Origin of the sequence: Acidovorax sp. NPDC077693 (genome assembly GCF_044542805.1) — a bacterium.
Taxonomy (GTDB): Bacteria; Pseudomonadota; Gammaproteobacteria; order Burkholderiales; family Burkholderiaceae_C; genus Acidovorax.
Genome location: NZ_JBITVD010000002.1, coordinates 266,554 through 291,849 on the forward strand (window position 1 = coordinate 266,554; position 25,296 = coordinate 291,849).

General features: G+C 62.5%; 28 protein-coding genes and 2 pseudogenes. 14 read left to right on the forward strand and 16 right to left on the reverse strand.

The window, feature by feature from the left end:
• Positions 1 to 65 precede the first annotated feature (65 nt).
• The 7 genes from boxC to ACIGHN_RS03360 all read left to right on the forward strand — a co-directional run bounded on the left by boxC (position 66) and on the right by ACIGHN_RS03360 (position 8,417).
• On the forward strand, positions 66 to 1,736 hold the full coding sequence (gene boxC, locus ACIGHN_RS03330) for a 2,3-epoxybenzoyl-CoA dihydrolase (protein ID WP_396503256.1): 1,671 nt from the start codon (positions 66 to 68) through the stop codon (positions 1,734 to 1,736).
• Positions 1,737 to 1,859: 123 nt separating this feature from the next.
• Complete coding sequence (gene boxB / locus ACIGHN_RS03335) at positions 1,860 to 3,287, forward strand: benzoyl-CoA 2,3-epoxidase subunit BoxB (protein ID WP_056417424.1); 1,428 nt, start codon at positions 1,860 to 1,862, stop codon at positions 3,285 to 3,287.
• A gap of 148 nt (positions 3,288 to 3,435) precedes the next feature.
• Positions 3,436 to 4,719 carry a benzoyl-CoA 2,3-epoxidase subunit BoxA gene (gene boxA, locus ACIGHN_RS03340; RefSeq protein ID WP_396503257.1) on the forward strand — a complete coding sequence of 428 codons (1,284 nt, stop codon included), beginning with the start codon at positions 3,436 to 3,438 and terminating at the stop codon, positions 4,717 to 4,719.
• Between the two features lie 300 nt (positions 4,720 to 5,019).
• Positions 5,020 to 6,186, forward strand: a complete 1,167-nt coding sequence (locus ACIGHN_RS03345; RefSeq protein WP_396503258.1) for a DUF3182 family protein — start codon at positions 5,020 to 5,022, stop codon at positions 6,184 to 6,186.
• Positions 6,170 to 6,940 (forward strand): alpha/beta hydrolase family protein, encoded by a 771-nt coding sequence (locus tag ACIGHN_RS03350; protein WP_396503259.1) that lies wholly within the window; start codon positions 6,170 to 6,172, stop codon positions 6,938 to 6,940. The genes ACIGHN_RS03345 and ACIGHN_RS03350 overlap by 17 nt, the downstream gene beginning before the upstream one ends.
• 108 nt (positions 6,941 to 7,048) lie before the next feature.
• Entirely contained in the window at positions 7,049 to 7,195 is a 147-nt protein-coding gene (locus ACIGHN_RS03355; RefSeq protein ID WP_200912429.1) for a hypothetical protein, read from the forward strand.
• Positions 7,196 to 7,253: 58 nt separating this feature from the next.
• Positions 7,254 to 8,417 carry an SDR family oxidoreductase gene (locus ACIGHN_RS03360; RefSeq protein WP_396503260.1) on the forward strand — a complete coding sequence of 388 codons (1,164 nt, stop codon included), beginning with the start codon at positions 7,254 to 7,256 and terminating at the stop codon, positions 8,415 to 8,417.
• Between the two features lie 79 nt (positions 8,418 to 8,496).
• Here the strand turns inward: ACIGHN_RS03360 and ACIGHN_RS03365 are convergent, their stop codons facing one another.
• Positions 8,497 to 8,709, reverse strand: coding sequence for a hypothetical protein (locus ACIGHN_RS03365; RefSeq protein WP_156370719.1), 213 nt, complete (start codon positions 8,707 to 8,709; stop codon positions 8,497 to 8,499).
• 96 nt (positions 8,710 to 8,805) lie between these two features.
• Between ACIGHN_RS03365 and ligD the strand changes: the two genes are divergently transcribed.
• The 3 genes from ligD (at position 8,806) to ACIGHN_RS03380 (ending at position 10,855) form a co-directional block, all read left to right on the forward strand.
• Entirely contained in the window at positions 8,806 to 9,747 is a 942-nt protein-coding gene (gene ligD, locus ACIGHN_RS03370; RefSeq protein WP_396503261.1) for a non-homologous end-joining DNA ligase, read from the forward strand.
• Between the two features lie 96 nt (positions 9,748 to 9,843).
• Positions 9,844 to 10,344, forward strand: coding sequence for a flavodoxin family protein (locus tag ACIGHN_RS03375; protein WP_396503262.1), 501 nt, complete (start codon positions 9,844 to 9,846; stop codon positions 10,342 to 10,344).
• A gap of 82 nt (positions 10,345 to 10,426) precedes the next feature.
• The gene (locus ACIGHN_RS03380; protein ID WP_396503263.1) at positions 10,427 to 10,855 is read left to right on the forward strand and encodes a surface-adhesin E family protein; all 429 of its coding nucleotides are present in this window, start codon (positions 10,427 to 10,429) and stop codon (positions 10,853 to 10,855) included.
• A gap of 136 nt (positions 10,856 to 10,991) precedes the next feature.
• Here ACIGHN_RS03380 and ACIGHN_RS03385 read toward each other — a convergent pair whose 3' ends face one another.
• The 6 genes and pseudogenes from ACIGHN_RS03385 to ACIGHN_RS03410 all read right to left on the reverse strand — a co-directional run.
• Positions 10,992 to 13,112: a family 2A encapsulin nanocompartment cargo protein cysteine desulfurase gene (locus tag ACIGHN_RS03385; protein ID WP_396503264.1), complete on the reverse strand. Its 2,121-nt coding sequence runs from the start codon at positions 13,110 to 13,112 to the stop codon at positions 10,992 to 10,994.
• Between the two features lie 6 nt (positions 13,113 to 13,118).
• Positions 13,119 to 14,051, reverse strand: coding sequence for a family 2A encapsulin nanocompartment shell protein (locus ACIGHN_RS03390; protein WP_056167209.1), 933 nt, complete (start codon positions 14,049 to 14,051; stop codon positions 13,119 to 13,121).
• 81 nt (positions 14,052 to 14,132) lie between these two features.
• The gene (locus ACIGHN_RS03395; RefSeq protein WP_056167206.1) at positions 14,133 to 14,405 is read right to left on the reverse strand and encodes a helix-turn-helix domain-containing protein; all 273 of its coding nucleotides are present in this window, start codon (positions 14,403 to 14,405) and stop codon (positions 14,133 to 14,135) included.
• Positions 14,402 to 15,340, reverse strand: coding sequence for a serine O-acetyltransferase EpsC (epsC, locus tag ACIGHN_RS03400; protein ID WP_396503265.1), 939 nt, complete (start codon positions 15,338 to 15,340; stop codon positions 14,402 to 14,404). Before epsC ends, ACIGHN_RS03395 begins: the two co-directional genes overlap by 4 nt.
• Positions 15,341 to 15,363: 23 nt before the next feature.
• The gene (locus ACIGHN_RS03405) at positions 15,364 to 15,843 is read right to left on the reverse strand and encodes a rhodanese-like domain-containing protein (protein WP_056169053.1); all 480 of its coding nucleotides are present in this window, start codon (positions 15,841 to 15,843) and stop codon (positions 15,364 to 15,366) included.
• Between the two features lie 212 nt (positions 15,844 to 16,055).
• Positions 16,056 to 16,229 (reverse strand): annotated as a pseudogene (locus ACIGHN_RS03410) (IS481 family transposase); the annotation flags it as partial.
• Here ACIGHN_RS03410 and ACIGHN_RS03415 point away from each other — a divergent pair.
• The 3 genes and pseudogenes from ACIGHN_RS03415 to ACIGHN_RS03425 all read left to right on the forward strand — a co-directional run bounded on the left by ACIGHN_RS03415 (position 16,216) and on the right by ACIGHN_RS03425 (position 17,211).
• On the forward strand, positions 16,216 to 16,734 hold the full coding sequence (locus ACIGHN_RS03415; RefSeq protein WP_396503266.1) for an RHS domain-containing protein: 519 nt from the start codon (positions 16,216 to 16,218) through the stop codon (positions 16,732 to 16,734). The pseudogene ACIGHN_RS03410 and the gene ACIGHN_RS03415 overlap by 14 nt on opposite strands.
• Before the next feature lie 12 nt (positions 16,735 to 16,746).
• Positions 16,747 to 16,866 (forward strand): annotated as a pseudogene (locus ACIGHN_RS03420) (RHS repeat-associated core domain-containing protein); the annotation flags it as partial.
• A complete protein-coding gene (locus tag ACIGHN_RS03425; RefSeq protein WP_396503370.1) occupies positions 16,852 to 17,211 on the forward strand; it encodes an AHH domain-containing protein in 360 nt (119 codons plus the stop codon). The pseudogene ACIGHN_RS03420 and the gene ACIGHN_RS03425, both read left to right, overlap by 15 nt.
• A gap of 150 nt (positions 17,212 to 17,361) precedes the next feature.
• Here ACIGHN_RS03425 and ACIGHN_RS03430 read toward each other — a convergent pair whose 3' ends face one another.
• The 3 genes from ACIGHN_RS03430 to ACIGHN_RS03440 all read right to left on the reverse strand — a co-directional run bounded on the left by ACIGHN_RS03430 (position 17,362) and on the right by ACIGHN_RS03440 (position 18,676).
• On the reverse strand, positions 17,362 to 17,562 hold the full coding sequence (locus ACIGHN_RS03430) for a hypothetical protein (RefSeq protein WP_396503267.1): 201 nt from the start codon (positions 17,560 to 17,562) through the stop codon (positions 17,362 to 17,364).
• A gap of 62 nt (positions 17,563 to 17,624) precedes the next feature.
• A complete protein-coding gene (locus tag ACIGHN_RS03435) occupies positions 17,625 to 18,158 on the reverse strand; it encodes a hypothetical protein (protein ID WP_396503268.1) in 534 nt (177 codons plus the stop codon).
• An 8-nt stretch (positions 18,159 to 18,166) separates the two neighbouring features.
• Complete coding sequence (locus tag ACIGHN_RS03440; RefSeq protein WP_396503371.1) at positions 18,167 to 18,676, reverse strand: AHH domain-containing protein; 510 nt, start codon at positions 18,674 to 18,676, stop codon at positions 18,167 to 18,169.
• 29 nt (positions 18,677 to 18,705) lie between these two features.
• On the opposite strand from ACIGHN_RS03440, the gene ACIGHN_RS03445 reads away from it, so the two are divergent.
• On the forward strand, positions 18,706 to 19,050 hold the full coding sequence (locus tag ACIGHN_RS03445; RefSeq protein ID WP_396503269.1) for a hypothetical protein: 345 nt from the start codon (positions 18,706 to 18,708) through the stop codon (positions 19,048 to 19,050).
• Between the two features lie 709 nt (positions 19,051 to 19,759).
• Here the strand turns inward: ACIGHN_RS03445 and ACIGHN_RS03450 are convergent.
• From ACIGHN_RS03450 to ACIGHN_RS03475, 6 genes are all read right to left on the reverse strand, one after another.
• Positions 19,760 to 20,509 carry a hypothetical protein gene (locus tag ACIGHN_RS03450; RefSeq protein WP_396503270.1) on the reverse strand — a complete coding sequence of 250 codons (750 nt, stop codon included), beginning with the start codon at positions 20,507 to 20,509 and terminating at the stop codon, positions 19,760 to 19,762.
• 389 nt (positions 20,510 to 20,898) lie between these two features.
• The gene (locus tag ACIGHN_RS03455; RefSeq protein WP_396503271.1) at positions 20,899 to 21,258 is read right to left on the reverse strand and encodes a hypothetical protein; all 360 of its coding nucleotides are present in this window, start codon (positions 21,256 to 21,258) and stop codon (positions 20,899 to 20,901) included.
• The gene (locus ACIGHN_RS03460; protein ID WP_396503272.1) at positions 21,255 to 22,670 is read right to left on the reverse strand and encodes a hypothetical protein; all 1,416 of its coding nucleotides are present in this window, start codon (positions 22,668 to 22,670) and stop codon (positions 21,255 to 21,257) included. The genes ACIGHN_RS03455 and ACIGHN_RS03460 overlap by 4 nt, the downstream gene beginning before the upstream one ends.
• Positions 22,671 to 22,672: 2 nt before the next feature.
• The gene (locus ACIGHN_RS03465; RefSeq protein ID WP_396503273.1) at positions 22,673 to 23,644 is read right to left on the reverse strand and encodes a hypothetical protein; all 972 of its coding nucleotides are present in this window, start codon (positions 23,642 to 23,644) and stop codon (positions 22,673 to 22,675) included.
• Positions 23,644 to 24,885, reverse strand: a complete 1,242-nt coding sequence (locus ACIGHN_RS03470; protein WP_396503274.1) for an HNH/endonuclease VII fold toxin-2 domain-containing protein — start codon at positions 24,883 to 24,885, stop codon at positions 23,644 to 23,646. Before ACIGHN_RS03470 ends, ACIGHN_RS03465 begins: the two co-directional genes overlap by 1 nt.
• Positions 24,886 to 24,902: 17 nt before the next feature.
• On the reverse strand, positions 24,903 to 25,295 hold the full coding sequence (locus ACIGHN_RS03475) for a DUF4150 domain-containing protein (protein WP_082516725.1): 393 nt from the start codon (positions 25,293 to 25,295) through the stop codon (positions 24,903 to 24,905).
• Between the last annotated feature and the right edge of the window lies 1 nt (position 25,296).

Below are 25,296 nucleotides of genomic sequence, written 5' to 3' on the forward strand. Positions count from 1 at the left end.
ATGCACATCAGTTGATGGATTTATGCACTATTATTCCTGTTAGCAGTTTTTGACGGAGACGCCCCATGACCGCCCAGACCACCGCACCCACCCGCGTTGACTACCGCACGGACCCCACGCAGTACCGCCACTGGAAGCTGGCGGTGGATGGCGCCGTCGCCCGCCTGTCGCTGGACATCGCCGAAGACGGCGGCATCCGCCCCGGCTACAAGCTCAAGCTCAACAGCTACGACCTGGGCGTGGACATCGAGCTGCACGACGCGCTCAACCGCGTGCGCTTCGAGCACCCACATGTGCGCACGGTGATCGTCACCAGCGCCAAGGACCGCATCTTCTGCTCGGGCGCCAACATCTTCATGCTGGGTGTCTCCAGCCACGCCTGGAAGGTGAACTTCTGCAAGTTCACCAACGAGACGCGCAACGGCATCGAGGACTCGTCCAAGCACTCGGGCCTGAAGTTCGTCGCCGCCGTGAACGGGGCCTGCGCGGGCGGCGGCTACGAGCTGGCCCTGGCCTGCGACGAAATCGTGCTGGTGGACGACCGCTCGTCGGCCGTGTCGCTGCCTGAAGTGCCGCTCCTGGGCGTGCTGCCCGGCACCGGCGGCCTGACGCGCGTGACCGACAAGCGCCATGTGCGCCACGACCTGGCCGACATCTTCTGCACCAGCGTGGAAGGCGTGCGCGGCCAGCGCGCGGTGGACTGGCGCCTGGTGGACCGCATCGCCAAGCCGGCGCAGTTCGCGGCCGCCGTCGATGACGCGGCGGCGCGCCTGGCCCATGGCAGCCACCGCCCAGCCAACGCAAACGGCGTGGCCCTGACCCGCGTGGAGCGCGAAGAAGGCGCCGACAGCCTGCGCTACGCCCATGTCAGCGTCGACATCGACCGCACCCGCCGCACGGCCACGCTCACGCTGAAGGCGCCCACCGGCGCGCAACCCACGGACATCGCCGGCATCGAGGCCGCAGGCGCCGCCTGGTGGCCGCTGGCCCTGGCGCGCCAGCTGGACGACGCCATCCTGAACCTGCGCACCAATGAACTCGACATCGGCACCTGGCTGCTCAAGACCGAGGGCGACGCCCACGCCGTGCTGGCCAGCGACGCCACGCTGATCGCCCACCAGGACCACTGGCTGGTGCGTGAGACCATCGGCGCGCTGCGCCGCACGTTCGCACGGCTGGACGTGTCCTCGCGCAGCCTGTTCGCGCTGGTGGAGTCGGGCTCGGCGTTTGCCGGATCGCTGGCCGAACTGGCGCTGGCCGCCGACCGCACCTACATGCTGGCCCTGCCCGACGATGCCGAGCGCGCGCCCAAGCTCACGCTCAACGAGTTCAACTTCGGGCTGCTGCCGATGGTGAACGACCAAAGCCGCCTGCAGCGCCGCTTCTACGAAGAAGCCGCCCCGCTGGAAGCCGCGCGCGCCGCGGCCGGCACGCCGCTGGATGCGGACGCCGCGCTGGCCCTGGGCCTGGTGACCGCCGCCCCGGACGACATCGACTGGGACGACGAGATCCGCATCGCCATCGAGGAGCGCGCCGCGATGTCGCCCGACTCGCTCACCGGGCTGGAGGCCAACCTGCGCTTTGCCAGCAAGGAGAACATGAACACGCGCATCTTCGGCCGCCTGACCGCCTGGCAGAACTGGATCTTCAACCGCCCGAACGCCGTGGGCGACAAGGGTGCGCTCAAGGTCTACGGCACCGGTGAAAAAGCTGGCTTCGATCTGAACCGCGTCTGACCCCAACCCCCCACCCAACCGATTGACCTCCCCACCTGTTCAGCCTGAGCTTGTCGAGGCCCTGCGCAAGCCTTCGACAAGCCCAGGCCGAACTGATATGAACCTCCACTTGAAGGACTGGCCATGAGCACGATCAACTACAGCGAGAAGATCCCCAACAACGTCAACCTCGGCGAAGACCGCACGCTGCAGCGCGCGCTCGAAGGCTGGCAGCCCAACTTCATCAACTGGTGGGACGACGTGGGCCCCGAGGGCTCGACCGACCACGAGGTCTACCTGCGCACCGCCGTGAGCGTGGACCCGCAGGGCTGGGCACAGTTCGGCCACGTGAAGATGCGCGACTACCGATGGGGCATCTTCCTGAACCCGGGCGACGCCAACCGCGAGATCCACTTTGGCGACCACAAGGGCGAGAAGGCCTGGCAGGACGTGCCCGGCGAGCACCGCGCCAACCTGCGCCGCATCATCGTGACGCAGGGCGACACCGAGCCCGCATCGGTCGAGCAGCAGCGCCACCTGGGCCTCACCGCGCCCAGCATGTACGACCTGCGCAACCTGTTCCAGATCAACGTGGAAGAAGGCCGCCACCTGTGGGCCATGGTCTACCTGCTGCACAAGCACTTCGGCCGCGACGGCCGGGAAGAAGCCGAAGCGCTGCTGCAGCGCACCTCGGGCGACCAGGACAACCCGCGCATCCTGGGCGCCTTCAATGAAAAAACGCCCGACTGGCTGGCGTTCTTCATGTTCACCTACTTCACCGACCGCGACGGCAAGTTCCAGCTCTCGGCCCTGGCCGAAAGCGCGTTCGACCCGCTGGCCCGCACCACCAAGTTCATGCTGACCGAGGAGGCCCACCACATGTTCGTGGGCGAGTCCGGCGTTTCGCGCGTGCTGGCGCGCACCGCGCAGGTGATGAACGAGCTGAAAACCGACGACCCGGCCAAGGTGCGCGCCGCCGGCGCCATCGACCTGGGCACGGTGCAGCGCTACCTGAACTTCCACTACAGCGTGACCATCGACCTGTTCGGCGCCGACCAGTCGAGCAACGCAGCCATCTTCTACAGCTCGGGCCTCAAGGGCCGCTACGAAGAAGGCAAACGAGGTGACGACCACATCCTCAAGGGCCAGACCTACAAGGTGCTGGAGGTCAAGGACGGCCAGCTGCTGGAAAAGGACGTGCCCATGCTCAACGCGCTGAACGAGGTGCTGCGCGACGACTTCATCAAGGACTCGATGGCCGGCGTGGGCCGCTGGAACAAGGTGCTGGAAAAAGCCGGCATCCCCACGCGCCTGTCGGTGCCGCACAAGGCCTTCAACCGCCAGATCGGCGCGCTGGCCGGCATCAAGATGTCGCCCGACGGCCGCGTGGTGAACGACGTGGAATGGGCAGCGCGCAAGGCCGAGTGGCTGCCCACGCCCGAGGACTTTGCGTTCGTCGCATCGCTGATGGGTCGCGTGGTGGAGCCCGGCAAGTTCGCGGGCTGGATCGCGCCACCGGTGATGGGCATCAACCGCCAGCCGGTCGATTTCGAATACGTCCGCTTTAATTGAGCCCCCCTGAGCCGCTGCGCGGCTTCCCGCCCCGAGGGGAGACGCCACCGGCGGCCCGGCGGAGCCGGTTCCGCGGTGGCACTGGCCCGGGGCCGCGCGCAATCCAAGGCATCGCCCAAGAATTCTGCGGCTTCGCTGGAAGAAAAATATGGATACCACCACGCTGATCGACAACGGCATGCTGAAGCAGCACCTGATCGACCCCGAGATCTGCATCCGCTGCAACACCTGCGAGGCCACCTGCCCGGTGGGCGCCATCACGCACGACGACAACAACTACGTCGTGCGGGCCGATGTGTGCAACGGCTGCATGGCCTGCATCTCGCCCTGCCCCACGGGCTCCATCGACAACTGGCGCACCATGCCGCTGGCGCGGGCCTACAGCATCGAGGAACAGCTGACGTGGGAAGAACTGCCCGCAGAACTGTCGCCCGAGGAGCTGGCGGCCGAGGGCGCACCGGCCGCGGCGGCACAGGCCACCGGGCTGCAGGCTGCGCCTCCCGCCGCCGCGGCAGAGCCCGGGGCCCAGCCGTTTCAATCGGCCCAGTACGGTGCCACCGTGCCGCCCTGGTCGGCCGCGCACCCCTACACCAACCTGTTCCCGCCCCGAAGCCCCACCACCGCGACAGTCGTGGGCAACTTCAACTGCACCGAAGCGGGTTTCGAGAGCGAGACACACCACGTGGTGCTCGACTTCGGCAGCATGCCGTTCCCGGTGCTGGAGGGGCAGTCCATCGGCATCATCCCGCCGGGCACCGATGCGCTGGGCAAGGCACACCACGCGCGCCAGTACTCGATTGCCAGCCCGCGCAACGGCGAGCGGCCCGGCTACAACAACCTTGCGCTCACGGTCAAGCGCGTGACCACCGACCACGACGGCCACGCCGTGCGCGGCGTGGCCTCCAACTACGTGTGCGACCTGCAGGTGGGCGACAAGGTGCAGGTGGTGGGGCCGTTCGGCAGCTCGTTCCTGATGCCCAACCACCCGCGCTCGCACATCGTGATGATCTGCACCGGCACCGGCAGCGCACCGATGCGGGCCATGACCGAATGGCGCCGGCGGCTGCGCAGCAGCGGCAAGTTCGAGGGCGGCAAGCTGCTGCTGTTCTTCGGGGCGCGCACCCAGCAGGAGCTCCCCTACTTCGGCCCGCTGCAAAGCCTGCCCAAGGACTTCATCGACATCAACCTCGCGTTCTCGCGCACCGCAGGGCAACCCCGGCGCTATGTGCAGGACCTGATGCGCGATCGCGCCGCCGACCTGGCCGCGCTGCTGCGCGATGGCGGCAGCCACTTCTATGTGTGCGGCCTCAAGAGCATGGAAGAAGGCGTGGTGATGGCCCTGCGCGACATCGCCACCACCAGCGGGCTGGACTGGGGCCAGGTGGGCGCGGCGCTCAAGCGCGAAGGGCGGCTGCACCTGGAGACGTACTGAGGGGTGAGACGTTCAAACTGCCCCTACCGCTTGATGGGCGTCATTTTTAAGCTATATATTTAATAGCAAACTGCATGCCGGGCCGGCAAAACACGCTGCAGGCCCGGGCTGAGAGCCCTGCGTGCATCGGCGTCTGGCGTGTTCCATGGCTTGCGCCCGGGTGGCGCCGCTGTCCCGCGCTTGCTTATCCGTCCTACACCGGACGGAGCGGTCCAAAAATACGATGCTTTCAGAACGCCCGTGCTTTGGTACCGGCGCCGCCGGCCCGCTGGCCGGCCCTCCGAAAGGAAAGGACCTTGCATGACCGACCCGACCGCCCCTGGCGGCCCCTTGCGCTCCGCGCTGCAGCACACGGCGCTGCAGCATGAAGAAGTGGTCATGCCGTTCACACTGGGACTGCGCGGCCATGCCAGCGAACACGAGCGCCAGACCCGTGAACACATCGCACGCCGCGTGGCCCACCTGAAGGGCTGTGCGTTCAGCCACGAACTTCCCCCCTCGCTGTGGACGCAGCGCACCTACCTGGTGCCGAGCGAAACCCTGGTGGAGGCCGCCGCCCTGAGCCTGCACCTGCGCGGCGAAGACGATCTGTTCGGCGGTGTGGTGCCCCACGCCTTCGTGGCGACCAAGGCCATCACCCACCCCTTGATCGCGCCCGACGCCGCCGCGCCCCCGGGCTGGAGCCATGTTCTGCCCGAAGCGGTCGAGAAGGCCGTGCTGGCGGGCTACACCGCCTTCACGCGCCACGAAGCGGCCGAGGCCGGCGAACGGCTGCTGGCCCTGGGGCCCGTGCGCATCAAGCCCGTGGCGGAGACCGGCGGGCGCGGGCAGTCGGTGGTGCATGCCATCGGCGAGCTGACCATGAGCCTGGCGGCGCTGAGCGACAACGCCTTTGCCGAGCATGGCGTGGTGCTGGAGCACAACCTCTCGAACGTCGACACGCTGAGCGTCGGCCAGGTGCGCGTGGCGGGCATCCTGGCCTCGTACCATGGCCGCCAGCGCCTCACACGCGACAACCGCGGCGCCGTGGCGTACGGCGGGTCGGACCTGACCGTGGTGCGCGGCGACTTTCATGCGCTGCTGGCCACGCTGCCCCCCGGCCCGGTGCGCAAGGCCGTGGACCAGGCGCTGCTGTACGACGCGTCGGTGCGGCAGTGCTTTCCGGGCTTTTACGCATCGCGTGTCAACTACGACGTGGCACAGGGTATCCATGCCGGCGGCGAATGGAGCTCGGGCGTGCTGGAGCAGTCCTGGCGCATCGGTGGCGCCACCGGCGCGGAGATCGCCGCGCTGGAGGCCTTCCATGCCGACCCCGGCCTGAACACGGTGCGGGCCAGCTGCATCGAAGAGTTCGGCCCTCTGGCGCCACCGCCCGCATCCGCCATCGTCTACTTCCAGGGCGAGGACCCCGAGGTCGGGCCGCTGACCAAGTACACCGTGGTGCAAGCCGATGGCGACACGGCATAGAGACATTCAGATCCCTTCGGGCGACCGCACCATCGCCGGCACGCTGGTGGCGCCGGACACCGTGGTGCCCGGCGTGTTGCTGGTGCACGGCTGGGACGGCAGCCAGGAGCAGTACCTGTCGCGCGCCCACACCATTGCGGCGCTGGGCTGCATCTGCCTCACCATCGACCTGCGCGGCCATGCCCGCGACAAGGCGCACCGCGACACCGTGACGCGGGAAGACAACCTCAACGACATGCTGGCCGCGTACGACCTGCTCACCGGGCATCCGGCCGTGGACAGCCAGTCTGTGGCCGTGGTGGGCAGCAGCTACGGCGGCTACCTGGCCACCGTGCTCAGCGCCCTGCGGCCGGTGCGCTGGATGGCGCTGCGCGCGCCCGCCCTCTACAAGGATGAGGACTGGCTGGTCCCCAAGCAGCACCTCGACCGCCAGGAACTGGCCCGCTACCGCGCCATGAAGCTGCCCACCGGCGCCAACCGCGCGCTGGCGGCCAGTGCCGTGTTCGAAGGCGATGTGCTGCTGGTCGAATCCGAGATGGACCACATCGTGCCCCACCCGGTGCTGGAGAACTACCGGGCCGCATTCCTGCGCACCCGCTCCATGACCTACCGGGTGATTGCTGGTGCCGACCACGCGCTGGCCAAGCCCGAATGGAGCGAGGCCTACACCGGCATGCTGGTGAACTGGATGAAGGAAATGCTCGGCGACGCCAAGGAGCGCGCCGCAGCACGCGACAAGGCTGCGACCCGCTGAAAGCACCGCGCCAACACGTGGCGCCGATGCGCAAAGCAGACGCTGTCTGACACGGGCCAGCAGCCGGCGGTGGAGTAATGGAAGGCATCACGCTCCAAGGAGATCGTCATGTCGAAGACCCACCGCACCGGCCCCGACCAGACCAAGCCCCGCGCCCGCAAGCGCATGCGCCAGTGGGAGGCGATGGCCCGCCCCCGCTCGGTCCCGCTGCGCTTCCCAGACCCCGAGCCACCGGTGTGGAAGCCGCTGGGCTGATACGCACGCACCCCGGGCGAACGCCCATGCGCACCCCAACCACGGAATCGATTCACCCATGAGCACTCGACGCGCCCCCAAAGCCCCTGCCGCCACCGCGCCGGCCGCATCCACCCCGGCCAAGCCGGCGGCGAAGAAAAGGGCTGCCGCACCGTCCCGACCTCCAGCCAGGACCGGCTCCAGCCCAGCCGGGGGCAGTGCCAACACCACCACACCGGCAGCCGCCAGCGCATCGGCAGCCACCACCCGCAAGCAGCAGAAGATCCAGGCCGAGCAGGATGCCAAGGATCGCAAGGCCCCCAACGGCAAGCAGGCCGCCACTTCCCCAAGTGCCAAGAAGAAGGCCGCCCCAGGCCCAGGCCGCGCAGAGCCCGCACCGCCCCTGCCGCGGCAACACCTCACCAAGCCTGGCAGCGAAGCGCAGATGCAGTTGCAGCCCCGCTTCGAGGCGCCGCACTATGCGGGCAGCGGCAAGCTCCAGGGGTTCTCCACCCTCATCACAGGGGGCGATTCGGGCATCGGCCGTGCCGTGGCGGTGCTGTTTGCGCGGGAGGGTGCGGACGTGGCGATCGCGTACCTGTCAGAACACGAGGACGCTGAACGCACCCGCGAGCTGGTGGAGGCCGAGGGCGGGCGCTGCATCCTGCTGCCCGGCGATGTGCGCGATGCCAGCTACTGCCAGCAGGCGGTGGCGCAGGCGGTCAAGGCATTCGGCAAGCTCAACGTGCTGGTGAACAACGCGGCCTTTCAGGAGCACGCGGCATCGCTGGCGGACCTGACCGAGGAACGTTTCGACGAGACCTTCCGCACCAACATCTACGGCTACTTCCACATGGCCAAGGCGGCCTTGCCCCACCTGCAGCGGGGCGACGCGATCATCAACACCGGCTCGGTGACGGGCCTGCGCGGCAGCAAGGAACTGCTGGACTATTCAGCGACCAAGGGCGCGATCCATGCCTTCACCAAGGCGCTGGCGCACAACCTGGCGGACAAGGGCATCCGCGTCAACGCGGTGGCCCCGGGGCCGGTGTGGACGCCGCTCAACCCCGCGGACAAGAGCCCCGAGGACATCGCTGAATTCGGGGAGAAGACGCACCTGGGCCGCCCGGCACAGCCTGAAGAAATTTCACCGGCCTATGTGTTTCTGGCTGCGCCCGCGTGCTCGAGCTACATCACCGGCATCGTGCTGCCCATCACGGGCAATGCGGGCGATGGCGGATGACCACGCTCCTCCCCTCGCCGGCCCCGCTGACCACACCCTGGCGCACCAGCGCACGACGGGCCGCGCGGGGCCCGGGCCTTCAGGGCTTCTTGTCGCCGCGCGCGTATGCCTCGACAGCCGCCACCGCCTCGTCGCGCGAGCCGTAGGTGGCTTCGCGCAGGGGTGTGTTGTGGCCATCGACGAGCAGGCTCTGAATGGTCACCTTGCCGGAGCCGGCGTGCGAGAGCACGGCAGAGTACGAGCTGGCGTCGGACGTGCCGAAGACGTTTTCTTCGCGAATTTCCTGTGGCATGAATACCTCCTTGTGACGGCCATTGTCCGCAGCCGGGCGCGCGGCCACTGTCAGCGAACAGCGCTTCCGGCCCACCCTTGAGAAAGGCCGCAGAGCATGCCCTCCCGCACACCAGCAGCTGCCCGCGCACGGCCATCGCAAGGCGAGGCGGAAGCGCCCCACATCACGCATGGCGACCGGGTGATCGACCCTTCCACCGGTTTCACCAAGATGGACCTGGTGCACTACTGCGCGCAGGTGGCGCCGTTGATGATGGAGCATCTGGCCGCACGCCCCGTGGCGGTGGTGCGGGCGCCGGATGGCATCGCGGGTGAACTGTTTTTCCAGAAGCACGAGGACAGCGACTCCATGGCGGGCGTGCTGCAGCTGGACCCGGCCCTGGACGAGGGCCATGCGCCGCTGATGGAGATCGCCTCGCCCCAGGGGCTGCGCAGCTATGCGCAGATGAACGTGATCGAATACCACACGTGGAACGCGCTGAAGGACCGCATCGAGCGCCCGGACCGCATGACGTTCGACCTGGACCCGGGCGACGGTGCCTCGTGGCAACAGGTGCAGGAGGGTGCGCGCCTGGTGCGGGTGCTGCTGCAGGAGCTGGGCTTGCCGGCGTACCTCAAGACCAGCGGCGGCAAGGGACTGCATGTGGTCGTGCCCCTCAAGCGCCTGCGCGACTGGGCCACGGTGCGGGCATTCTCCAAGGCCATCGTGGAGCACCTGGCGCGCACGATACCCGAGCGCTTCGTGGCCAAGAGCGGGCCACGCAACCGCGTCGGCAAGATCTTCGTGGACTACCTGCGCAACGGGCGCGGGACCACCACCGTGTGCGCCTGGTCGGCCCGCGCCCGGCCGGGGATGGGCGTGTCCGTGCCGGTGGCATGGGACGAGCTCGACACGCTGGCCAGCTCTGCCCACTGGACGGTGCAGAACATCGGCGCGCGCCTGGGCACCGGCAACACGCCGTGGGACGGCTATGGCCAGGCAGCCGCGAGCCTCGGGACGGCCATGAAGCGGCTGGGCTTCGTGGCGGACGAAGGCTAGGCGCCCTCGGCACGCAGTCCTGCGGGGTCTGCTTCTGTGGCGCAACCAGGCCAGCCACCAGCGAACCTGCCCGCCCGCCAGCGCTATGCTCGCCCCATGCACACCACGAAGACGCTGCTCATCGTCTACCACTCCATGACGGGCGGCACGCTGCAGATGGCCCAGGCTGCGTGCGCAGGCGCCTCGCAGGAGCCCGGCGTGCACGTGCGCCTGCTGCATGCGGGCCAGGCCATCGCAGCCGACGTGCTGGCCGCGGACGCCTACCTCTTCGCCACGCCGGAGAACCTGGCCGCCATGAGCGGCCAGCTCAAGGATTTTTTCGACCGCACCTACTACGCAGCGCTCGACCAGGCCAATGGCCGCCCTTACGCCTGCCTGGTCTGCGCCGGCAGCGACGGGGCCAACGCGGCGCGCCAGATCGAGCGCATCGCCACGGGCTGGCGCCTCAAGGCCGTGGCCGAACCGCTGATCGTCTGCACCCACGCGCAGACGCCAGAGGCCATCCTGGCCCCCAAGCAGATCGGCGCCGACGACCTGGAGCGCTGCGGCGCCCTGGGCCGTGCGCTGGCGGCGGGGCTGGCGATGGGCGTGTTCTGAGCCTGCAGTTGCCCGGCCATGCCAAAAGCTGCACCGCCGGGCCGTTTGGTGCTTGAATAGCGTTTTGCGAAAGAGGATGCCCATGAAATCCGTCGTGCTCGCCGCCGCGCTGGTGTCCGCCACGGTGGCGGCCCAAAGCCCCAGCTGGCTCACCGTGGTCGGCGACCCCGGCAATGGTTTCACCGACACCGTGGAGGTGGACGCCGCCAGCGCCGTGGCTTTCGAGTCCATGCGCCTGGTCAAGCTGCGCGTCAACCGCGCCAAGCCGCGCACCGCCTTCGATGGACTGCCCTTTCACTCGTACTACTCCACCGCCATGGTCGACTGCACGCAGATGAAAGCCTGGCACCGATCGATCACTTTTTTCAACAAGCCGCTGTGGCACGGCCAGATGCGGATGCACGAGTACGTGGAGAGCGACGGGCGCGACCTGGCCTTTGCGGACATGGCCGAGAACCCCCGGGACCGTTTGATCAAGGCGGCGTGCGCGATGTCGCTGCAGGATAAGTGAACGCCGGGGCCGATGCGCTGCACGGCCCCGCCCACCAGGGCACGCACCACCCGGCCACCTGCAGCCCCCAGGGACCGCGGGCGCTCCACCCCTTGAGGTGAAGCGCCCGCGCCAGAGCGAACGAGCTTCGCAGCCGTCAGATCCGCTGCGCAGCCAGCCTGCGGACCACCGCCGTGAGGCGGTCGATCTCATCGAAGGTGTTGTAGAACGCCAGCGACGGCCGCACCGTGGTCTCCACACCAAAGCGGCGCAGGATGGGCTGCGCGCAGTGGTGGCCGGTGCGCACCGCGATGCCCTCTTCGTTCAGGGCCTTGCCGACCTCTTCGGTGGAGTAGCCCGCCAGCACGAAGGACATCACGCTGGCCTTGTCCGCCGCCGTGCCGATGAGCCGCACGCCACGGATGGTGGCGAGCTGCTGCATGCCGTACACCAGCAGTTCATGCTCGTAGCGCGCGATGTTCTCGATGCCCACCCGGTTCACGTAGTCGATGGCAGCGCCCAGGCCCACCGCGTCGGCGATGTTGCCGGTGCCGGCCTCGAACTTGTTCGGGATGGGCTGGAACACCGTCTTCTCGAAGGTCACGTCGGCGATCATGTTGCCGCCGCCCTGCCACGGGGGCATGTCTTCCAGCACCGAGCGCTTGCCCCAGACCACGCCGATGCCGGTCGGCCCGAACACCTTGTGGCCCGAGAAGACGAAAAAGTCGGCGTCGAGGTCCTGCACGTCCACCCGCATGTGCGACACCGACTGCGCGCCGTCGACCAGGGCCTTGGCCCCTGCGCGGTGCGCCAGCGCCACGATCTCCTTGACCGGCACCACGGTACCCAGCGCGTTGGACACCTGCGTGACCGCAACGATCTTGGTGCGGTCGTTCAGGAGCTTCTGGTATTCATCCAGCAGCACCTGGCCCGAGTCGTCCACCGGAATCACCCGTAGCTTCGCGCCCTTGGCGGCCGCCAGCTGCTGCCAAGGCACGATGTTGGCGTGGTGCTCCAGGTTGCTGACGATGATCTCGTCGCCCTCGCCCACATGCTGCGCGCCCCAGCTCTTGGCCACGAGGTTGATGGCCTCGGTGGTGCCGCGCACGAAGATCACCTCGTTCACATCCGGCGCGTTGATGAAGGTCTTCACGCGCTGGCGTGCGCCTTCGTACGCATCGGTGGCCCGCGCCGCCAGCTCGTGCGCGGCGCGGTGGATGTTGGAGTTCTCGTGCTCGTAGAAATAGCTGATGCGGTCGATGACCGCCCGGGGCTTGTGCGTGGTGGCCGCGTTGTCGAACCACACCAGCTGCCGCCCGTTCACGCGCTCGGCCAGCACCGGGAAGTCGCGGCGGATGGCGTGCACATCGAACGGCGGGTGGTGGCCCTGCCCCGCCAGCGGCACGCTGGCGTGCGGCGCGGGCTTGGCCGGCGTCACGTAGCCGCTGGGCAGCACCACCGCATCGGTGAAGTAGAACTGCGCAGGCGCGGCACCGGCACTGGAGTGGCCCAGCGGGCCTTGCGATGCCGATGGCGCGCTGCGCAGGTCCACACCTTGCAGCGATGCGAAGGGCTGGCGGGCCAGCTCGTCGCTGATGCGGGTGTCGCCCAGTGCGTTGGGAGAGGCTCCGTAGGGCACGCCCGTGGGCGCGCCGGCAGACGGTGCCGGGTGCCCGCTGGGGAACGGCTGCCCGTGGCGGTCGGCCAGAAAGTAGAACGGCGACGCAGGCTGCGCAGCGCCGCCCGTGGGCGCATGCCGCGCCACAGAGGCAGCGTTGGCGCCCGAGGCCTCGGGCACGCCCAGCGCAGCGCCACCCAGGCGCGGCTCGTACGCCGGCAGTGCACTGACCACCGTGTCCGGCAGGCCGTTGCCCGCCGTGGCGTGCGGCAGCAAAGCCGGGGCCCGGTGCGCCAGCGACGCCAGGGGCGTGGGCGATGCCGGGACGATGTTGCTGCCCGGAACGACGCCCGGCGGAATCGGCGTGCCCGGCACGCTGGGGCCGAACCCCGCGGGGCTGACCAGCGGCGAGCCCGGCGGCGCGATGTTGACGGGCGCCTGCACGCCGGCCGGCACGGGCGACAGCGCCTGTGCAAAGCCGGGGACGGCGCCCGGTGGTGTGGACGGCAGCCCGGCGGCGGGGCCGGCAGGCAAAGCCGGTGCCTCGCCCGGCCGGGCCGAGAAAAGCGCTGTGGCCATCTGCGCCAAAAGCGCAGGGCTGATCGGCGCTTCCAGCGCGTGGGGAACTGCGCCTTGCGGCGTGGATGGAAGATTGCTCACCGCGGATTACTTGTAGGTATCGGGGTAGTCGTGGTACTTGTTGATCTCGACGTCATCGAGCACCGCCAGGGCGTCGGTGGTCAGCACGGCCAGCGAGCAGTACAGCGAGATCAGGTAGGACGCGATGGCATGGTTGTTGATGCCCATGAAGCGCACCGACAGGCCGGGGCCCTGCTCACCCGGCAGGCCGGGCTGGAACAGGCCGACCACGCCCTGGCGCTTGTCGCCCACGCGCAGCAGCAGGATCTTGCTCTTGCCGTCGGCCACCGGCACCTTGTCGGATGGGATCAGCGGGATGCCGCGCCAGGTGATGAACTGCGAGCCGAACAGACTCACCGTGGGCGGCGGTGTGCCGCGGCGAGTCGCTTCGCGGCCGAAGGCCGCAATGGCCAGAGGATGGGCCAGGAAGAACGCGGGCTCCTTCCAGACCTTGGTCAGCAGCTCGTCCAGGTCGTCGGGCGTGGGCGCGCCGGTGAGCGGGAAGATGCGCTGCTCTTCCGTCACCTGGGCCAGCAGGCCGTAGTCGGGGTTGTTGATGAGCTCGCTTTCCTGGTTTTCCTTGATCGTCTCGATCGTGAGGCGCAGTTGCTCCTTGATCTGGTCGTGCGGGCTGCTGTACAGGTCCGACACGCGGGTGTGCACGTCGAGCACGGTGCTCACGGCATTGAGGAAATATTCGCGCGGATTTTCTTCGTAGTCCACGAAGGTGCGCGGCAGCTGGTTCTCGGACTCCTTGGCGGTGCATGCGACCTTGATCGCCTCGGGGTTCTTGACCTTGTTGAGGCGGTAGATGCCCGCTTCCACCGGCACCCACTGCAGCAGGTGCGTCAGCCAGCGCGGGCTGATGGTCTCCAGTTGGGGGACTGTTTTGGTCGCGTTGGCGAGTTGCCTTGCTGCGTGATCGCCGAGTGCGGTGGTACCGCCCACTGTTGCCGACATGTGAGAACTCCGTGTGGTTGAAAACTGAATGGGGAAAAGATGAAACTGCGGCGCTGAGTGTCAAAGCTCTGCGGCCGGGCTTCAACAGGCTATAGCCGCCAACTGAAGGCCGCGCACCAGGTTGGCGGTGTGCACCACTTCGCCGCGCGTGACCAGCGTGGAAGGCGTCACGCCCAGAGCCACCGCGAGCTTCTCGACGGTGACCAGGGACGCGATCACGCGGCCGCGCTCGACCTCGCCGACGTAAGAGCGGTTGAGGTCCGAGTGCTCGGCCAGCCGCTCCTGCGACCAACCCTGGGCTTCGCGCGACTGGCGCACCGCGATGCCGAATCCCTTGATGAGTGTGGTGGTCATGGCAGCACCTCGGCGGCGGCCGCAGGCCGCGGGGCGCGGCCCGACTCCTGGGTGCTGGCCTGCGTCACGTTGCCGCCGGGCGCCACGTCGTGCGTGAGCCACACATTGCCGCCGATGACCGCGCCCTTGCCCAGCGTGACGCGCCCGAGGATGGTGGCGCCCGCATAGATGACGACGTCGTCCTCGACCACCGGGTGGCGCGGCAGGCCCTTTTGCAGCACGCCCTGGGCATCCGTGGGGAACCGCTTGGCGCCCAGCGTGACCGCCTGGTACAGCCGCACGCGCTTGCCGATGACGGCGGTCTCGCCGATGACGACACCCGTACCGTGGTCGATGAAAAAGCCCGCGTCGATCTGCGCACCGGGGTGGATGTCGATACCGGTCTGGCTGTGCGCCAGCTCGGACACGATGCGCGCGAGCAGCGGCAGGCCCAGCTGGTACAGGCAGTGGGCCAGTCGGTGGTGGATCATGGCCAGCACGCCGGGGTAGCACAGCAGCACCTCGTCCACGCTGCGTGCAGCGGGGTCGCCCTGGTAGGCGGCCAGCACGTCGCTGTCGAGCAGGCGCCGGATTTGCGGCAGGGCTTGCGCAAACGCCTGCGCCACTTGCTGCGCCTGGTCCTGCACGCCATCGGCGTCGCGCTCCTCGTGGCGGGCGCTGTACTTCAGCTCCAGGCTGATCTGCGTGAACAGCGTGTGCAGTGCGGTGTCGAGCGTGTGCGCCACGTAGAAGTCCTCGCTCTCCTGGCGCAGGTCGTAGGGCCCCAGGCGCATGGGAAAAAGCGCGCCCTTGAGCTGCTCGACCACCTGGGCCAGCGCGTCACGCGAGGGGAACTCGCGGCCCCCCGGCTCCTGCGATCTCTTTTGCGCCTCGCGCCATTCGCGGCGCACCTCGCTCAGCGAAGCGGCGATCTGCTCGATGTGGAAATTTGCCATGGGTGCCTTGTGCGCTGCGCGGTTCAGTCCTGCACCCAGGGCAGGCCATGAAAGCGCCAGCCATCACTGCCGCCGCGCTGCTGGCGGTCGTCGATCTCGCCCTCGAAGCCTTCGAGCACATTGAACACATGGCGGAAGCCGACGGCGGCTGCCGCCTCGGCCGCGAGCACCGAGCGCTTGCCGCTGCGGCACAGCAGCAGCACCACGGCGTCCTTGCCGCCGTCCTTGGCGAGCTTGGCCTCCAGCTCCCGCACGAAGCGGGGGTTGCGGGTGAGCGCCGTGCCCGTGGCCCACGCCACGTGCAGGCTGCCGGGCACATGGCCGACGAACTTGCGCTCTTCGGCGGAGCGCACGTCCACCAGCAGGGCCTGGCCCTCGCGCACCAGATCCCAGGCGGCCGGTGGCTTCACACCGCCGGCGTAAGAGAGTCCTTGCTCCACCGACGCCTGGCGCACCTGCTCCAGGGCTGTGGGCAGCACGGCGTCTGCGGTTTCGTAGGTCATGAAATGGCTCCTGGCAATGAATTCGGTGGTGATAGCCATCGAATCTACGGGCCCAGGCATCGATCACAAACGAATAAAAACTCCGTTCAAAATTACTTAAGAATCCTTAGGGATCTCTTCACGAATCGACAATGGCTATTTCACCGCGATGCCTAAACTAAAGCAGCACTTGCTTTGATTGGTCAGGCATGCGCAACGCGCCGCGCAGGCGCTTAGCTGTAGCATCCCGCACGATCATATGGCCGCTTGAGAAACAGATCCGGGCGCTCCTCGTACCACTCTTTCATCGCCTGCATGGGCGTCTTGCTGCCCAGCGCTGACTGCGGCAATTGGTGGTTGTACAGCGCCACATAGCGCTGAAAGGTCTGCTGCATGTCCTCGCAACTGCGCTGGAATGCAGACCATCAGCTGGTTGAAGCCACCACCACGCGCCATGGCGTAACGCAGGCGACCCGCTATGCTTACGACGCGCTGGGCAGGCGGGTGGGAAAGGCCGATGCCTTCGGTGCCACGCGGTATCTGTGGGATGGCGATCTGATGGTGCAAAGCCAGCGCGGGGGACGTAGCAGTCTGTTCATCTATGAGCCAGGCAGCTTTGTCCCGCTGGCAACTGTGCAGGGAACGCAGAACGACCACCACACTTACTGGTATCAGTGCGACCAGATCGGCACGCCGCAGGAGTTGACTGACGAGCAGGGAGGCACTGCTTGGGCTGCGGATTACAAAGTTTGGGGAGAGGCGCGGGTGCGGGAAACAACGGCTCGCACCGGGACGGATGGCGCATCGGCACGAAATGGCCGCCACTGGCATGAAAGGCAGACGCCCTATTTGACCCCAGGGGCTGCTATTGAGCAACCATTTCGGTTCCAGGGGCAGCAGTTTGATGAATAAACCGGCCTTCATTACAACCGGTTCAGATACCACGATCCCGTAGTGGGACGATTTGTAAGTCAAGATCCCATTGGACTAAAAGGCGGTCAACATCTATTTGTTTATGCTCCAAATCCTTTGACTCTGGCAGATCCACTCGGACTGGACTATCGATCTACGTTTTGGAATACTGTCGGAGGATTAGGACGGGAAAAATATCAATTTCATCACATCATTCCACAAAAAATTTACGATAAGCATGCTTCGCTTATGAGCTGCGCAGGAATTGAAAAAGATGGGCCAGATAATATGATTGGATTGCCCAATAAGGCGGAGTACGCGGGAACGCGAACGGGACGTTATTTCGGAACCTCAATGCACAACACCAGTCACTCGGCTTATTCGAACAGTGTAGATAAAGCTCTTACTGCTGTATCAAAGCTTCCCACCTGTGCCGCTAAGAAAGCGGGCGCAAAAGCACATTCTTCAAGCGATTGAGCACATTTCAGGAGAGGCTATCTCTTGTCTATAAAAATGGGGGGGTTCCGTGTGGTTGGAGAGGTGAATTCCCTAATGGCAGACTGATGATTTTTTGTAAGAATGCATCCTGCAGCCCCTAGACAGGCCTACATGTCGCTACACGGCCGTTCAATAAGAGTCGAGCAGATGGCGGCGGCCAGCAAACAGCTGGCTGTGAATGTCCAATCTGTGCTCGAAGCGAATGGGAATTCTGCCAAAACAGGCGAACTTGGTCATCTGCACCAGCTCGTCTTGGCCGAGCCCGCTATTGCCGGGCAAGAGCCTGCCCGCCAAACCTTGGCCGACATGGAGCGCGATGCGGCGGTGCATCGCGAGATTAGCTGCAGCCAGGGCTAACTCAAGAGCCAGTTCGACTACGATTTGTATAATATTTAACTATAATTTTCTTTGGAGAAGATTATTAATTTTCCCTTTGGAAAATCACCTCTCCACCCGCAAGGAAAAAATCTTCTCTCGTAAACATCTAGGAGCTCTTTCTGAAAATCAGACAATTCCCCGAAGTATGAAGCCTCGTTAAGAAAAACATTGAAATTCTCAGAGATGACGTACGAGATATCATCGGGCAGATCAAGTTGCCGCACCTTTTTATCAATATCCCGTGCTAGAATACGGCTATATGCGGATATTTTTTCGTTAATTTTTTTCCTGCCGACTTCGCCAATTCCAACATTTTCAATATCTAGTAATTTATTATTGCATTCAAGAATGGATGTCCAGTATTGTATTTCTGGATATGCGTCTTGAATATCTTGGTCTGTTGAGTAGCGGATTGCGTCTTCGATATCGTGCGTAACCTCTTCATGAACTCCCGCACTCATCCCAAATAAAAACTCTTCGTCGCTGATAAGAAATTTCAGTCGGTTAAACATTAAATCAACATTTTCTAGTGCGCGCTCTATTTTCATACTCGCTCTCAAGGTAAATTAATAATTAAACCCCAGCTACCTTCGGTCGAACCTTCTCTATTCATTAGAGGGTTCCCCTTTCTTCTGAGCGCTTCTCTTAAAGTTTCTTGCAATGCTTTCGCCCCAGCTTTTTTTGCAGCGCATGTTGGTAGTTTTGCTATTTTATTAAGTGCGCTATTGACGGCTTTTGAGTATTCTGAGTGATTAGTGTTGTGTGGAGAAGTGCCGAAATATCGGCCAGTACGAGTTCCTGCATGTTCTGCTTTTTTTGGCAATCCAATAAGATTATCGGGTTCGTCTTTCTTGATGCCTGCACAGTTCATTAATGCGGTATGCTTATCATATACGGCTTGAGGAATTATATGATGAACTTGATATTTATCCCTTTCGGCATGACCGACAGCATCCCAAAAAGTAGATCGATAATCTAGGCCAGAGGGGTCAGATAGTGTAATTGGATTTGGGGCGTACGCAAAAAGATTTGCACCTCCCGCAAGTCCGATGGGATCTTGACTAATAGCGTTTAGAGTCTATGCAATCATCCGGGATGCGACACCTAGAGGAGGCCCTTCTTGCTGCGTTAGTCGGTAATTTTGGTCGATCTGTACCCGCAATTGTCAAATCTGCGCATGCAGTTTTTGCAAAAAATATTTCAATGAATACTGATCGTTCCGCAAAAGCAATTCACGTGCTTTTGAAGCAAACTCAGCCTGATAGAGTGCAGGCCGGTACGGACGATGAAGCCTTCTTTTCTCTGGTAAGGGCCGAAGCTCTGTGCATGGCGAAAACATTGCTGGAATCCGCGGGGGTCAACAGTTCTGATCTCCAAGCTGCCGTGGATGAGTCTCGCGCTGACCCCCTACCTGAGATCCGGTTTGCATTGACCCGTTGATGCACAACTCGTCGCTCTCGTCCTTACACTTTCTTTGACACAAACAACTGTAATACATCGACTGTCTCTTGGTGGTCGAATTTTTCGTTCGTACCGTGGGGCACAGTTCGCGCCACGTTATCGAGACCAGTGAACTTTGGCCTGACCTCGACCATAGCTTGGTGTACCACACACGTGGATGAGCACCTGTTCGACGGTTGGACCCCGTTGGCACACCAGTTTCAGGAGAGCTTGCTATCACGCATCTTCCATTGTGAGCGGTATCGGGCATCCGTGACCGACTACGCGCGATCAATGCTGGATGGCCAGATGGATGCCCTGCTGGTCTACCGAGAACGCCTGCGTCACCGGCTCGATGCCTACGACGCCAATTTGCCACCTCAGGTGCGCGCGGCGCCATCGCTGACGCGCACACGCGAAGTTGAACCGTCCTCAGCAGTACCAGAGTGGCGGTTGGATCCGGTATGGGATGACGCAAAGCGGTCCCGAGCCTCTGGAGGCCCAGCAATCTCGCATTGACTACGAACACTACCTCGTCAAACAACTGCAGTCCATCGCCGACGCGGTTCTTCAGCCGCTGGGCGACAGCTTTGTGGCATTGACGAGTGCGCAAAAAAGTGCTCTTTTGGGGGGCAGGGTGAATTCCCCAAAACTACTATGTCTCGCACTTGATTTCGCGAAGTTCCCAGATGACGCCTTAGTTTTAAAATCAACGCGCATTGCGCTCTTGCAGAAGTGGCATACGATTGGAAAGTACCTCAAGTTTATCCATGACTAGGATTCGACTACGCTTCTCCTTAGCGTCAAAGATAGCTATATGCGACGGCGAACTATCGAGAATAAATCCCGTAGCGATTGCCTTTCCTTCACGCTGCAATTCTACGCACGGCATCTTCGAGACCTGACACTCTTTCATGTACTCAATTGCATCGCTCTCTGCAGCGGCCTTTCCCGCGGTCTCGCCAAGTGCAGCCGGTACTGCCATGAAGGCCGTCAGCAGAAAAAGTGCACAAGGCATTGCGCTGAAAAATAATGCACTCAACAGCAATTTTCGAATGAGGCGGCGGCACCACTCAGGCTGCTTGAGCAACCAAGGAGGTGCCCCAGCGGATGTACTGGCTATCGGAGACATGAGAATGAAGAGATAAGCTCCTAAAATGACCGCGGCCACTAGGAGCCAATGAGCGTTGCCGAACATTGCTGCAAGCATCGCAATAGACCGATCTACCACACCGTAGTACCCGTTGATCAGTATCCAATCTGTTGATTTAGGAAAAAGTCCGGCATCTATGTTCCAGTACATGAGATAGTGCCGGTGTCGCACGACACCAATGAGATGGAGTGCTACGGTTCCTGCAGCTACTATAGCCGTGATTAAACTAAGTGCAGTAGGCCAACCCAAGGCGCTCCACTTTCGGGAGGTAGCATTTTGTTCGGTATGTGGCATGTTGGCGTTCATGATCTAGAGGAGCTTTGCGTTTTCTAATTCGTTGTTGACGTACCTCCAGCAATCCTTGGCTGTCGATCAAGTCACGCGAGTTTCTAATCCACGCAGGCCTTTCGATGCCTAAGCCTTCTGCAGTGTGCGAGCACAATCCACTTCGGCGCGGAGTACGTTCGGCGACACAGAGATAGAGATGGCTGCTGCTTTTCCTGCTCAAGCAACTTTGATTTGCTGCGACGTCCTCTGAACGTAGCAGTTCGATCAATCTGGAGAGTGCTACAGACGACTTCGCCGAGACTTTCTGCAAGCTACCGGATGAGGTTTGCACCAAAATATACGCACTTGATGGCGTTGAACTCATTGGCCATAAACTGCTAAACTGCACATTTATACATGATGGATTGTTACGCCCAGTCGTCAGCGGTCAGCCTCTTATAAATTTGCTCAGCTGGAATATTGTTGTCCGTAGAATTAATATCGATTCCAGCTACTCTGCTAACTGACAATTGCCCTGCTTGATATTCAAGACGTAAGGGGAGGTCATGAGGAATATACAGTCCGAGAAACGCTGCGTGTTCTTCAACATCTAGCCAGACGTAGCTCTGATTTGGTGAGGCATGGAGCGCCTCGTCCTCAAAAATTGGCAAGTATTCCCGACACTTTTGACACCAAGCCAAAGCACCAATGACAAGTACCAATTTGGCTTCTGGCTGAGCTAAACGCTGTGCCAGGATTTGTGCGTTGCTCCACGGATCCAGCTTCATGATGCAGGTATCTTTTGGCCTTGGGCGTGCATACGAGCCAGTACGCTGTGCTGGGTTCGCGCCTTTGATCGTATGGCAGTAGATCGAGCACCCGCAGAAATCAAACGCTGGTTGGCTATCCAACGCAGAGCCTGGGGCGCGTGCCACAAAGCGCTAGCAAGCACTGACTCGTTGACTTGTTGCCCCCCCAAACTAACTACGCCTGGTTGCAGCGCCACCCCGATTTGGGCGATGGCGCTGATGTTGGGCTCGGGCAGTCCTGGATCGCGAATATCTGTGCCGCGTGGTGCTTGCGCAGGCCCACGTGGAGCTAGTGTAAGACCCTCATTTTGCAGATCGATCCCGGTGAGTGAACTCCATACCCACCCAGCCAAGCGGCCAACCTCTGGGTCCGCCATGTAATGTTCCACTGTCGGCAGATAACGGCCATCACCGTGGTGCAATACAAACCACAAGCTCAGCCGCGGTGGCAGCAATTCAAGCAGCTTGGCAATGCCTGCATGGCCGATAGGTGCGGCCGAACCCAAATAACAGAGCCACCGCATCAATCTATGCTGGAGTTGACTGCGAGGAAGACCGGACGACGAGGCAAGCTCTTGGACCATCGCGTGAGTGACAAGCCATAAGACACTCGCGGCCTGTGTTTGCATATCCAGCCGTTGCGCGGGCGTGAACTGCGGCATCGAATGGGATGGATGGCCGTTGACCTGAGAGTCACTCCGCGACGCAGCCGCTATCCAGCCGATAGCGGCCTCTGCGCGAACCCGAGGGGTTGGATCTGAAAACAATGGGAGCAAGGAATGTGGCTGCCCAACAGCTGCCAGCCATCGGCAAGCAGCCGCACGCACGTGTTCGTTCGAACTGGCGATTGCCAATGGCAGCGCGGTACTTACAACGGACCACGCCGACTGCTCCATCCCTATGGGTTGCTCATCTGCAGGCGACGACTGGCGAAGGGCCAAGGCCCGCCATGCCGCCACCACCAGAGGGGCAGGCGTGCGCGGCTCGGCGAGCCAGTGGCAGCACCACCCCAATGAGGTTTCCGCCGGGCCCCAGGCCAACGCAGAAATCATCCCTCGGAGCATGCGCGAAGGATTCGTTTGCACCACTGACCATACTTCCGATAGTTGTGGGCCAGGCTCAGAATGCTCCAGCGCCAAAAGCGTGCAGACAAAAACCTGCGGTGCACGCTGCCAGCGGCGCAGTTGCTCTAGCGCGCAGTCCCAGCCTGCATCTTCGGCCACGCGCAAGCCGTCCAGGTGCGCATCCAGCAGCCGGTCGAACTCCATCAATTGAGGCAGACCCACCAAGGGTGAATGCACCGAGGTATCACGCTGCTGCCAATAAAAGGCAGCGTCTCCAGCGTGGCGTGCGACGAGCGGCGCAATGATCGGGGCCACAGAAGTACGCATAGTCACCAAAGTCGGTTCCACTGCTTGCCATCATTCACCGTGGCTCCGTACATCCCTGCCAGCAGCAGGACGCCGTCCCCCACAGCCAGATTGCCCGAACACGATTTGACTTCTGGGGATACGGGCGCTTCTCGAAGTTTGCCGTCTTCGATGACCCAAAGGCCGTAGTCAGACGTGCACCACACCTTGCCACCAAACCACACCATGTCTTTGAACGGCAAGGTCATCTCGTCCTTATGAATGATGGTCCATTTGTCCTCGCGGCCTCTCAATACAGAGCCGCTTTGCATACCGATGTACACATATCCGTCACCCGCGCAGCAAACGCTTTCAAAGCGCATGTTGGTCGGCACGGCGCACTGATACCAGCGCTGGCCGTCGTAGCGCCAAGCGTCACCTTCACCACCGACGCAATAGATGTTCTTGGAGTTGAAACCGGCAATCGCGTTGAAGCCTCCATCTGTTCCGCCGTAGCTCAACCTTTTAGGGGTTGGCAATGTGCTCCGGTCCCCTGCAAGGCTCTCCCAGCTGTTAGGGCCCAAACGTCGGCAAACGCCTCGCCAGCCACCCACCGCATAAACCTGGCCTTCAATTGTCGCCACTCCGTGGCAAGATGAATCTAGAATAGTCTTGGCGTTTCCATTTGGAATGGGGGATTCCATGCCACCGTCTCCGCCACCTAAAACCGCAACGACGCAATCCCTACCAATCAAAACCACTTGATCTTTAGGCTGAGATGTGGCTGCAATTTTTGGAGCAGCAAAACCCTCATAATCCATCCAATCTAAGCGTTCACCATCCGCATCGTCTGGGAAATAATTGAGTAATCTGCGATCACCATTCGCAGCATCATCGATTGTTTGCAAAAGTAGGAAGGAGAAGACTCTGTTAGAGCGGATAGCACAGTCGTAGACGGAAAATCCATTAATAGCAGATTGATATTCACTAGCAGTGATCTTGATTGGCTTGGTCATCACTTTCTCCTTGGTTTGGACGGCGCGTTTGGCTTTTCCTTGCCTCCACTCGTTTCCCCAGACTCATTCTTAGGCGTGCAATTGAGCTTGTCGTAGAACGAACGCAGTTGCGCCTCCAGACATTTGGTATCGCAGCCTGACTCAGGAAAGGCGGCTTTTACGGACTTAGCCCCCGATTCGATAGCATCTTTCTTGGTGATTTGCGCCCCTTTTGGAATAGTTTGTCCATTGGGATATTTCAAATCGCCAAGTTCCTTGCCCATCGCTCTGTGCACAGTTCCGTGCGAGCCATGGGTGTTGTTAGTGCCCTCCACGCATACTGTGGGAGCCTCATTGGGCTTGTAGTCAGCGCAATCCTTGAACATCGAACTGGGCAGCACATGGTGTCCGGATTGGCCAGGGCAGCAACCAGCGCCGTCCTTGCCAGCCTTTTCCTTCTCAGTTTCTTTGTATGGCACCAAAGCGCATCGACGAGCTCGAATGCACGGGTTGAGTACGGCAGCACCCTTCATCATGTCGGACACCATTTCCTGCTTTTTGTAGGTGCCGTCTGGATTCTTGTACTTGTCGAGGTGCCCCTTCATGTCCGCAATCTTTGCCTGGGCATCTTTGAGCTTTTGAGAAGCCTCGCTGATTTCGCTAGCGATGTCTGGAAACTCTTTGGCAGCTTGCGCCATATCCATGGCGCCGTCGGCCGTCATGAGAACATTGGCTGCGATACCAACCCACGGTCCTCCCAGAAATGGCGCTACCCGCCCGACAACTTGCTTGCCTGCTGTCTTTGCAGCCTTGTTTTTGATAGCCTGTTCCAACTTCTCTTTGGCCTTGGCTTCTACCGACTGCAATGCCTTGACCCCAAGTTCCTCGGCCATCTGCTCCGGAATCTTTTCCAGTTCCTTGAACATGTCTTCTGGACTGCTAGGCTTGATCATTAAGAATTCACAATGATCGTTCACCCACTGTGCGTTCGGATTGGAGGCCTTGCCGGTATGCGACGGCAGCTTCAGTTTGTTCAAGAGCGGTGGCGCTTCCTTCTTTTGTCTTTCGCTCTTCGCGGACTCCGATTCTGGTTTGCAATTTTTGTCGATAGCACCCTTGTCTTTCGCGCACGCGGCCTTGCTGGCAGCCGTGTCCATGTAGATGTGCCTGCCGGTATTGGGCGCGCCCTTTTGGCTGGCGGCGGGCTTTTTGCCTTGATCTTTCGAGCTGTCTTTTGAGCCCGTTTTCTTTTTGACGGCCATGGTCCTCCCGTACCCCCTCAGGTTTTATGGTTGTGTGTAGTGGGGTCGGTGTGTCTGCATACGTTCAGGCCTTCTACTTTCACGTCAGGAGACCAGTCCACGAAATAGCAGCGTCCTTTGATGGTGTTGCTGACGACACCCATCTTGAATGCATAGGTGGCCGGCTCATTCCCGGTACTCGTTGCCAGATAAGACACGTCCTTTTTGCAGATGGGCGTGCCGCACACGAAAACGGTGGTGCTACCGTTTGCCAGATCGCGGGCATATGCGGTGTTGGGATAGGGGACGGGAATGCCGATCTTGGGTGGCTTTGGTGGGCTGTGGCATACGTCCGGAAAACATGCGGCAGCAACTCCATCAGCAGCTTGGGAGCAAAACTCATCATCGTTGGCGTAAACGTGGGTTTCCATT